This is a genomic window from Streptomyces sp. NPDC057697 (assembly GCF_042799335.1).
GTDB lineage: Bacteria > Actinomycetota > Actinomycetes > Streptomycetales > Streptomycetaceae > Streptomyces.
Window position 1 is genome coordinate 146,044 of record NZ_JBHVJA010000002.1, and the last position, 7,673, is coordinate 153,716.

15 protein-coding genes are annotated in these 7,673 nt (G+C 64.9%); all 15 read left to right on the forward strand.

Annotation, left to right across the window (positions count from 1 at the left end):
* The gene (gene rplP, locus ACFVFH_RS05765; protein WP_014047785.1) at window positions 1–420 is read left to right on the forward strand and encodes a 50S ribosomal protein L16; all 420 of its coding nucleotides are present in this window, start codon (window positions 1–3) and stop codon (window positions 418–420) included.
* Window positions 420–644 carry a 50S ribosomal protein L29 gene (gene rpmC / locus ACFVFH_RS05770; protein ID WP_015035581.1) on the forward strand — a complete coding sequence of 75 codons (225 nt, stop codon included), beginning with the start codon at window positions 420–422 and terminating at the stop codon, window positions 642–644. Before rplP ends, rpmC begins: the two co-directional genes overlap by 1 nt.
* Window positions 644–931, forward strand: coding sequence for a 30S ribosomal protein S17 (rpsQ, locus tag ACFVFH_RS05775; RefSeq protein ID WP_383763919.1), 288 nt, complete (start codon window positions 644–646; stop codon window positions 929–931). Before rpmC ends, rpsQ begins: the two co-directional genes overlap by 1 nt.
* A gap of 107 nt (window positions 932–1,038) precedes the next feature.
* A complete protein-coding gene (rplN, locus tag ACFVFH_RS05780; protein WP_003966950.1) occupies window positions 1,039–1,407 on the forward strand; it encodes a 50S ribosomal protein L14 in 369 nt (122 codons plus the stop codon).
* A 2-nt stretch (window positions 1,408–1,409) separates the two neighbouring features.
* Complete coding sequence (gene rplX / locus ACFVFH_RS05785) at window positions 1,410–1,733, forward strand: 50S ribosomal protein L24 (protein ID WP_003966949.1); 324 nt, start codon at window positions 1,410–1,412, stop codon at window positions 1,731–1,733.
* Window positions 1,733–2,290, forward strand: coding sequence for a 50S ribosomal protein L5 (gene rplE, locus ACFVFH_RS05790; RefSeq protein ID WP_072485537.1), 558 nt, complete (start codon window positions 1,733–1,735; stop codon window positions 2,288–2,290). The genes rplX and rplE overlap by 1 nt, the downstream gene beginning before the upstream one ends.
* Before the next feature lie 2 nt (window positions 2,291–2,292).
* Complete coding sequence (locus ACFVFH_RS05795; protein ID WP_003948630.1) at window positions 2,293–2,478, forward strand: type Z 30S ribosomal protein S14; 186 nt, start codon at window positions 2,293–2,295, stop codon at window positions 2,476–2,478.
* A 224-nt stretch (window positions 2,479–2,702) separates the two neighbouring features.
* Complete coding sequence (rpsH, locus tag ACFVFH_RS05800) at window positions 2,703–3,101, forward strand: 30S ribosomal protein S8 (RefSeq protein ID WP_037688013.1); 399 nt, start codon at window positions 2,703–2,705, stop codon at window positions 3,099–3,101.
* 21 nt (window positions 3,102–3,122) lie between these two features.
* Window positions 3,123–3,662 carry a 50S ribosomal protein L6 gene (gene rplF, locus ACFVFH_RS05805; RefSeq protein WP_093540757.1) on the forward strand — a complete coding sequence of 180 codons (540 nt, stop codon included), beginning with the start codon at window positions 3,123–3,125 and terminating at the stop codon, window positions 3,660–3,662.
* A 2-nt stretch (window positions 3,663–3,664) separates the two neighbouring features.
* The gene (gene rplR / locus ACFVFH_RS05810) at window positions 3,665–4,048 is read left to right on the forward strand and encodes a 50S ribosomal protein L18 (protein ID WP_093540756.1); all 384 of its coding nucleotides are present in this window, start codon (window positions 3,665–3,667) and stop codon (window positions 4,046–4,048) included.
* 46 nt (window positions 4,049–4,094) lie between these two features.
* Window positions 4,095–4,700 carry a 30S ribosomal protein S5 gene (gene rpsE / locus ACFVFH_RS05815; RefSeq protein ID WP_072485533.1) on the forward strand — a complete coding sequence of 202 codons (606 nt, stop codon included), beginning with the start codon at window positions 4,095–4,097 and terminating at the stop codon, window positions 4,698–4,700.
* Window positions 4,700–4,882, forward strand: coding sequence for a 50S ribosomal protein L30 (rpmD, locus tag ACFVFH_RS05820; protein WP_018550611.1), 183 nt, complete (start codon window positions 4,700–4,702; stop codon window positions 4,880–4,882). The genes rpsE and rpmD overlap by 1 nt, the downstream gene beginning before the upstream one ends.
* 1 nt (window position 4,883) lies before the next feature.
* Window positions 4,884–5,339, forward strand: coding sequence for a 50S ribosomal protein L15 (gene rplO / locus ACFVFH_RS05825; protein WP_018550610.1), 456 nt, complete (start codon window positions 4,884–4,886; stop codon window positions 5,337–5,339).
* 215 nt (window positions 5,340–5,554) lie between these two features.
* Complete coding sequence (gene secY / locus ACFVFH_RS05830) at window positions 5,555–6,874, forward strand: preprotein translocase subunit SecY (protein WP_329818620.1); 1,320 nt, start codon at window positions 5,555–5,557, stop codon at window positions 6,872–6,874.
* A complete protein-coding gene (locus tag ACFVFH_RS05835) occupies window positions 6,874–7,530 on the forward strand; it encodes an adenylate kinase (protein ID WP_383763923.1) in 657 nt (218 codons plus the stop codon). The genes secY and ACFVFH_RS05835 overlap by 1 nt, the downstream gene beginning before the upstream one ends.
* Window positions 7,531–7,673: the final 143 nt, after the last annotated feature.

Sequence of the window (7,673 nt, forward strand, 5' to 3'; positions counted from 1 at the left end):
ATGCTGATCCCCCGTAGGGTCAAGCACCGCAAGCAGCACCACCCGAAGCGCAGCGGTATGTCCAAGGGTGGCACGCAGGTTGCGTTCGGCGAGTACGGCATCCAGGCGCTGACCCCGGCGTACGTGACGAACCGCCAGATCGAGGCAGCTCGTATCGCGATGACCCGCCACATCAAGCGTGGCGGCAAGGTCTGGATCAACATCTACCCGGACCGTCCCCTGACGAAGAAGCCGGCCGAGACCCGCATGGGTTCCGGTAAGGGTTCTCCCGAGTGGTGGATCGCGAACGTCAAGCCGGGTCGGGTGATGTTCGAGCTGTCCTACCCGAACGAGAAGATTGCTCGTGAGGCGCTCACCCGCGCTGCTCACAAGCTTCCGATGAAGTGCCGGATCGTTCGGCGCGAGGCAGGTGAGTCGTGATGTCGGCCGGTACCAAGGCGTCCGAGCTGCGCGAGCTGGGCAACGAGGAGCTCCTCAACAAGCTCCGCGAGGCCAAGGAAGAGCTGTTCAACCTCCGCTTCCAGGCGGCGACCGGGCAGCTCGAGAACCACGGCCGGCTCAAGTCCGTCCGTAAGGACATCGCCCGGATCTACACCCTGATGCGCGAGCGCGAGCTGGGCATCGAGACGGTGGAGAGCGCCTGATGAGCGAGAAGACTGTGACTGAGACCAGCAACACCGACCGCGGCTTCCGCAAGACCCGTGAGGGTCTGGTCGTCAGCGACAAGATGGACAAGACCGTCGTCGTCGCTGTCGAGGACCGTGTCAAGCACGCGCTGTACGGCAAGGTCATCCGCCGTACGAACAAGCTCAAGGCGCACGACGAGCAGAACGCCGCCGGCGTCGGCGACCGCGTCCTCCTGATGGAGACCCGGCCGCTGTCCGCCACGAAGCGGTGGCGCGTCGTCGAGATCCTCGAGAAGGCCAAGTAATTCCTGAGGGGCATTCCCCTCAGGCAAGTTCCGCCAGGCTCGGCGGGGGCCCGTTCCGGTGACGGAGCGGCCCCCGCCGGGAACCGGCAGACGATCAGGAGATAGACGTGATCCAGCAGGAGTCGCGACTTCGCGTCGCCGACAACACGGGTGCGAAGGAAATCCTCACCATCCGTGTTCTCGGTGGTTCGGGTCGCCGCTACGCGGGCATCGGTGACGTCATCGTCGCCACCGTCAAGGACGCGATCCCCGGTGGCAACGTGAAGAAGGGTGACGTCGTCAAGGCCGTCATCGTTCGCACCGTCAAGGAGCGTCGCCGTCAGGATGGCTCGTACATCCGCTTCGACGAGAACGCCGCCGTCATTCTGAAGAACGACGGTGACCCCCGCGGCACCCGCATCTTCGGCCCGGTGGGCCGGGAACTGCGCGAGAAGAAGTTCATGAAGATCATCTCGCTCGCGCCGGAGGTGCTGTAAGCATGAAGATCAAGAAGGGCGACCTGGTTCAGGTCATCACCGGTAAGGACAAGGGCAAGCAGGGCAAGGTCATCGTGGCCTACCCCGCTCAGGACCGCGTCCTCGTCGAGGGTGTCAACCGGGTCAAGAAGCACACCAAGGCTGGTCAGACCGCTCGCGGTTCGCAGACCGGTGGCATCGTCACGACCGAGGCCCCCATCCACGTGAGCAACGTTCAGCTCGTCGTGGAGAAGGACGGCAACAAGGTCGTCACGCGCGTCGGTTACCGCTTCGACGACGAAGGCAACAAGATCCGCGTTGCCAAGCGGACGGGTGAGGACATCTGATGGCTACCACCACCACTCCGCGTCTGAAGACGAAGTACCGCGAGGAAATCTCCGGCAAGCTGCGTGAGGAGTTCTCCTACGAGAACGTCATGCAGATTCCCGGCCTGGTCAAGATCGTGGTCAACATGGGTGTGGGCGACGCCGCCCGCGACTCCAAGCTGATCGACGGCGCCGTGCGCGACCTCACCACGATCACCGGTCAGAAGCCGGCCGTCACCAAGGCCCGCAAGTCCATCGCGCAGTTCAAGCTGCGCGAGGGTCAGCCGATCGGCTGCCACGTCACCCTCCGCGGTGACCGGATGTGGGAGTTCCTGGACCGTACGCTGTCGCTCGCGCTGCCGCGTATCCGTGACTTCCGTGGTCTGTCGCCGAAGCAGTTCGACGGCCGTGGCAACTACACCTTCGGTCTCACGGAGCAGGTCATGTTCCACGAGATCGACCAGGACAAGATCGACCGGGTCCGGGGCATGGACATCACCGTGGTCACCACGGCGACCAATGACGACGAGGGTCGTGCCCTCCTTCGTCACCTCGGCTTCCCGTTCAAGGAGAACTGACCGTGGCGAAGAAGGCTCTGATCGCTAAGGCCGCCCGTAAGCCGAAGTTCGGCGTTCGCGGGTACACCCGCTGCCAGCGCTGCGGCCGGCCCCACTCCGTCTACCGCAAGTTCGGCCTGTGCCGCGTGTGCCTTCGTGAGATGGCTCACCGCGGCGAGCTGCCGGGCGTGACCAAGAGCTCCTGGTAATTCTCCTTCGCCCTTTGGGCGTTGGGAATTGACGGAAGCTCTCGGTAAGCATCTGGTCGGCAGGAGCCCGCCCTCACATGCCGTAGGCTTGTGGGGTTGGGCGCCTGCCGCCCTAGACCGACTTACTACGCCGTAGGTCCCCGCACCGCACCCGTCCTGCCTCTGAGTGGGGAGAGGGATGGCGCATACAGGAAACCCCGGCGAGAGAGGCCGAAGGCCAATTCATGACCATGACTGATCCCATCGCAGACATGCTCACGCGTCTGCGTAACGCGAACTCGGCGTACCACGACTCCGTCGTGATGCCGCACAGCAAGATCAAGTCGCACATCGCGGAGATCCTCCAGCAGGAGGGCTTCATCACCGGCTGGAAGGTCGAGGACGCCGAGGTCGGCAAGAACCTCGTCCTCGAGCTGAAGTTCGGCCCGAACCGCGAGCGCTCGATCGCCGGCATCAAGCGAATCTCGAAGCCGGGTCTGCGTGTATACGCAAAGTCCACCAACCTGCCGAAGGTCCTCGGCGGCCTGGGCGTGGCGATCATCTCCACGTCCCACGGTCTCCTGACCGGCCAGCAGGCCAGCAAGAAGGGCGTAGGTGGGGAAGTCCTCGCCTACGTCTGGTAGTCGGGAACGGAGGAATAGCTCATGTCGCGAATCGGCAAGCTCCCCATCCAGGTTCCCGCCGGTGTGGACGTCACCATCGATGGCCGCACGGTCGCGGTGAAGGGGCCCAAGGGCACCCTCTCGCACACCGTCGCGTCGCCGATCGAGGTCACCAAGGGTGAGGACGGCTTCCTCAGCGTCACCCGCCCGAACGACGAGCGTCAGAACAAGGCCCTGCACGGCCTGTCCCGCACGCTGGTGGCGAACATGATCACCGGTGTGACCCAGGGATACACCAAGGCGCTCGAGATCAGTGGTGTCGGTTACCGCGTCCAGGCGAAGGGCTCCAACCTGGAGTTCGCCCTGGGCTACAGCCACCCGATCCTGATCGAGGCCCCGGAGGGCATCACCTTCAAGGTGGAGTCCCCCACGAAGTTCTCCGTCGAGGGCATCGACAAGCAGAAGGTCGGCGAGACCGCGGCCAAGATCCGCAAGCTGCGGAAGCCTGACCCGTACAAGGCCAAGGGCGTCAAGTACGCCGGCGAGGTCATCCGCCGCAAGGTCGGAAAGGCTGGTAAGTAGCCATGGCATACGGCGTGAAGATCGCCAAGGGCGACGCCTACAAGCGTGCCGCCCTCAAGCGTCGCCACATCCGCGTCCGCAAGCACATCTCCGGTTCGCCGGAGCGTCCGCGCTTGGTCGTGACGCGGTCCAACCGCCACATGGTGGCCCAGGTCATCGACGACATCGCGGGCCACACGCTCGCGTCGGCGTCGACCCTGGACGTCTCCATCCGTGGTGGCGAGGGCGACAAGAGCACCCAGGCCAAGCAGGTCGGCGCCCTGGTCGCTGAGCGCGCCAAGGCCGCAGGCGTCGAGGCCGTCGTGTTTGACCGCGGTGGTAACCAGTACGCCGGGCGGATTGCCGCTCTGGCTGACGCCGCCCGTGAAGCCGGTCTGAAGTTCTGAGCCCGGTTCCTACGCACAGCGGACGTAACAGAGAGAGGTAAATCCAATGGCTGGACCCCAGCGCCGCGGAAGCGGTGCCGGTGGCGGCGAGCGGCGGGACCGGAAGGGCCGTGACGGCGGCGCAGCTGCCGCCGAGAAGACCGCGTACGTTGAGCGCGTTGTCGCGATCAACCGCGTCGCCAAGGTTGTGAAGGGTGGTCGTCGCTTCAGCTTCACCGCGCTGGTCGTGGTGGGCGATGGTGACGGCACCGTCGGTGTCGGCTACGGCAAGGCCAAGGAAGTTCCCGCGGCCATCGCCAAGGGCGTGGAAGAAGCCAAGAAGAACTTCTTCAAGGTTCCGCGCATCCAGGGCACCATTCCTCACCCGATCCAGGGCGAGAAGGCCGCGGGCGTCGTCCTGCTCAAGCCGGCTTCCCCCGGTACCGGTGTGATCGCCGGTGGCCCGGTGCGCGCCGTTCTGGAGTGCGCCGGCGTTCACGACATCCTGTCGAAGTCGCTCGGCTCCGACAACGCGATCAACATCGTGCACGCGACCGTGGAGGCCCTCAAGGGCCTGCAGCGTCCCGAGGAGATCGCGGCCCGCCGCGGTCTGCCCCTCGAGGACGTCGCCCCCGCGGCCCTGCTTCGTGCGCGTGCGGGAGCGGGTGCGTAATGGCTCGCCTCAAGATCACGCAGACGAAGTCGTACATCGGCAGCAAGCAGAACCACCGCGACACCCTGCGTTCGCTCGGGCTCAAGCGCCTGCACGACGTGGTTGTCAAGGAGGACCGCCCCGAGTTCCGCGGAATGGTGCACACCGTCCGCCACCTCGTGACGGTTGAGGAGGTCGACTGACATGGCGGAGAACAAGCCGCTGAAGGCCCATGACCTCCGGCCCGCCCCGGGCGCCAAGACCGCCAAGACCCGTGTGGGTCGTGGTGAGGCGTCCAAGGGTAAGACCGCCGGTCGTGGCACCAAGGGCACCAAGGCCCGCTACCAGGTTCCGGAGCGCTTCGAGGGTGGGCAGATGCCCCTCCACATGCGTCTCCCGAAGCTCAAGGGCTTCAAGAACCCGTTCCGCACCGAGTACCAGGTCGTGAACCTGGACAAGCTCGCGACGCTCTACCCCGAGGGTGGAGAGGTCACCGTGGCCGACCTGGTCGCCAAGGGTGCGGTGCGCAACAACCACCTCGTCAAGGTCCTCGGACAGGGCGAGATCTCCGTGGCGCTGCAGGTTTCGGTTGACGCCGTCTCCGGCTCCGCCAAGGAGAAGATTGCCGCCGCCGGCGGCACCGTCACCGAGCTCGTCTGAGACAACTCGATGGCTTGAACATCCGACCGGGGATGCCTCTCATATGGGGCATCCCCGGTTGGTCGTTCCTAGGGGGGCATGGTCGCCGGTAAGGTGGCGTGCGTCGTTGTGTGGTAACCCCTGGGCACCCGCCCGGGGACCTTTGACTGTTTACGTATTCGTCGATCCTCAAGACCGTCACCTCTACGCTCTGCGCGGGGGTCGCAGGAGGCACCGTGCTCACCGCGTTCGCCCGGGCGTTCAAGACGCCCGACCTGCGCAAGAAGCTGCTCTTCACGCTCGGCATCATCGTGCTCTATCGGCTCGGGGCACACATCCCGGTACCGGGAGTGAGCTACGAGAACGTCCAGACCTGTGTTGATCAGGCCAGCAAGGGCAACAACAGCCTCTTCGGCCTGGTGAACATGTTCAGCGGTGGTGCACTGCTGCAGATCACGATCTTCGCGCTCGGCATCATGCCGTACATCACGGCCAGCATCATCCTTCAGCTGCTGACCGTGGTCATTCCCCGACTGGAGGCGCTCAAGAAGGAGGGGCAGTCCGGCCAGGCCAAGATCACGCAGTACACGCGTTATCTGACCGTCGCGCTCGCCATCCTCCAGGGCACCGGCCTGGTGGCCACCGCCACCAGCGGCGCCCTCTTCAGCGGCTGCCCGGTCGCCGACCAGATCGTGCCGAACCAGTCGATCTTCACGACCATCGTGATGGTCATCACGATGACCGCGGGCACCGCGGCCGTGATGTGGCTCGGTGAGCTCATCACCGACCGCGGCATCGGCAACGGCATGTCGATCCTGATGTTCATCTCGATCGCCGCCAGCTTCCCGGGCGCCCTCTGGGCCATCAAGACCAGCGGCAAGCTGGCCGACGGCTGGATCGAATTCGGCACCGTCATCCTGATCGGCTTCGTGATGGTCGGCCTCGTCGTCTTCGTCGAGCAGGCCCAGCGCCGTATCCCGGTGCAGTACGCGAAGCGCATGATCGGCCGCAGGTCGTACGGCGGTACCTCGACGTACATTCCGCTGAAGGTGAATCAGGCGGGTGTGATCCCCGTCATCTTCGCTTCTTCGCTGCTCTACATTCCCGCCCTGATCGTCCAGTTCTCCAACTCCACCGCGGGCTGGGCGACCTGGATCAAGGACAACTTCGTCAAGGGCGACCACCCGTACTACATCACGGCGTACTTCCTGTTGATCGTTTTCTTCGCCTTCTTCTATGTGGCGATTTCGTTCAACCCCGAGGAAGTCGCCGACAACATGAAGAAGTATGGTGGCTTCATCCCGGGTATCCGGGCTGGTCGACCTACTGCCGAGTACCTGAGCTACGTGCTCAACAGGATCACTTGGCCGGGCTCGCTGTACCTGGGTCTGATCGCTCTTGTGCCGACGATGGCGTTGGCAGGCTTCGGCGGCGCAAACCAGAACTTCCCGTTCGGCGGGACGAGCATCCTGATCATCGTGGGTGTGGGTCTGGAGACCGTGAAGCAGATCGAGAGTCAGCTCCAGCAGCGCAATTACGAAGGGTTCCTCCGCTGATGCGAATCGTCCTCGTCGGGCCGCCCGGTGCCGGCAAGGGAACGCAGGCTGCGTACCTTGCCAAGAACCTGTCGATTCCGCAGATCTCCACGGGCGATCTCTTCCGCGCCAACATCAGCCAGGGCACCGACCTTGGCAAGCAGGCCCGCTCCTTCATGGACGCCGGCAAGTTGGTTCCGGACGAGGTCACCATCGGGATGGCCAAGGACCGCATGTCCCAGCCGGACGCCGAGAACGGCTTCCTGCTGGACGGCTTCCCGCGCAACGTGGGTCAGGCCGAGGCCCTTGACGCCATGCTCAAGGACGAGGGCGCCAAGCTGGACGCGGTCCTGGACCTGGAGGTCCCCGAGGACGAGGTGGTCAAGCGCATCGCCGGCCGCCGGATCTGCCGGAACGACGGCTCGCACGTCTTCCACGTGACGTACAACCCGCCGAAGTCCGAGGGCGTCTGCGACGTCTGCGGCGGCGAGCTGTACCAGCGCGACGACGACACCGAGGACACCGTCCGCACCCGGCTGGAGGTCTACCACTCGCAGACCGAGCCGATCATCGACTACTACCGGGCCCAGAACCTGGTGGTCACCATCTCCGCGCTCGGCAAGGTCACCGACGTGACCGAGCGGGCGATGGAGGCACTCAAGTCCGACAAGGGCTGAGCGAAGAACCCCGCAGTACGTGTGCAGTCGGGCGCGGCGGGCCAGGGCGCCCCGGGCCCCAGCGTTCGCCCGATAGGGGGAACAGTAAGCCCCCAACACCACCCGTAGATAAAATACGACCCAGAGATGCGCCCCCCCAAGGT

Bases quoted from the DNA above. Each gene is read 5' to 3' on its own strand.
- rplP (WP_014047785.1), top strand. From the start codon at position 1: ATGCTGATCCCCCGTAGGGTCAAGCACCGCAAGCAGCACCACCCGAAG.
- rpmC (WP_015035581.1), top strand. From the start codon at position 420: ATGTCGGCCGGTACCAAGGCGTCCGAGCTGCGCGAGCTGGGCAACGAG.
- rpsQ (WP_383763919.1), top strand. From the start codon at position 644: ATGAGCGAGAAGACTGTGACTGAGACCAGCAACACCGACCGCGGCTTC.
- rplX (WP_003966949.1), top strand. From the start codon at position 1,410: ATGAAGATCAAGAAGGGCGACCTGGTTCAGGTCATCACCGGTAAGGAC.
- rplE (WP_072485537.1), top strand. From the start codon at position 1,733: ATGGCTACCACCACCACTCCGCGTCTGAAGACGAAGTACCGCGAGGAA.
- rpsH (WP_037688013.1), top strand. From the start codon at position 2,703: ATGACCATGACTGATCCCATCGCAGACATGCTCACGCGTCTGCGTAAC.
- rplF (WP_093540757.1), top strand. From the start codon at position 3,123: ATGTCGCGAATCGGCAAGCTCCCCATCCAGGTTCCCGCCGGTGTGGAC.
- rplR (WP_093540756.1), top strand. From the start codon at position 3,665: ATGGCATACGGCGTGAAGATCGCCAAGGGCGACGCCTACAAGCGTGCC.
- rpsE (WP_072485533.1), top strand. From the start codon at position 4,095: ATGGCTGGACCCCAGCGCCGCGGAAGCGGTGCCGGTGGCGGCGAGCGG.
- rpmD (WP_018550611.1), top strand. From the start codon at position 4,700: ATGGCTCGCCTCAAGATCACGCAGACGAAGTCGTACATCGGCAGCAAG.
- rplO (WP_018550610.1), top strand. From the start codon at position 4,884: ATGGCGGAGAACAAGCCGCTGAAGGCCCATGACCTCCGGCCCGCCCCG.
- ACFVFH_RS05835 (WP_383763923.1), top strand. From the start codon at position 6,874: ATGCGAATCGTCCTCGTCGGGCCGCCCGGTGCCGGCAAGGGAACGCAG.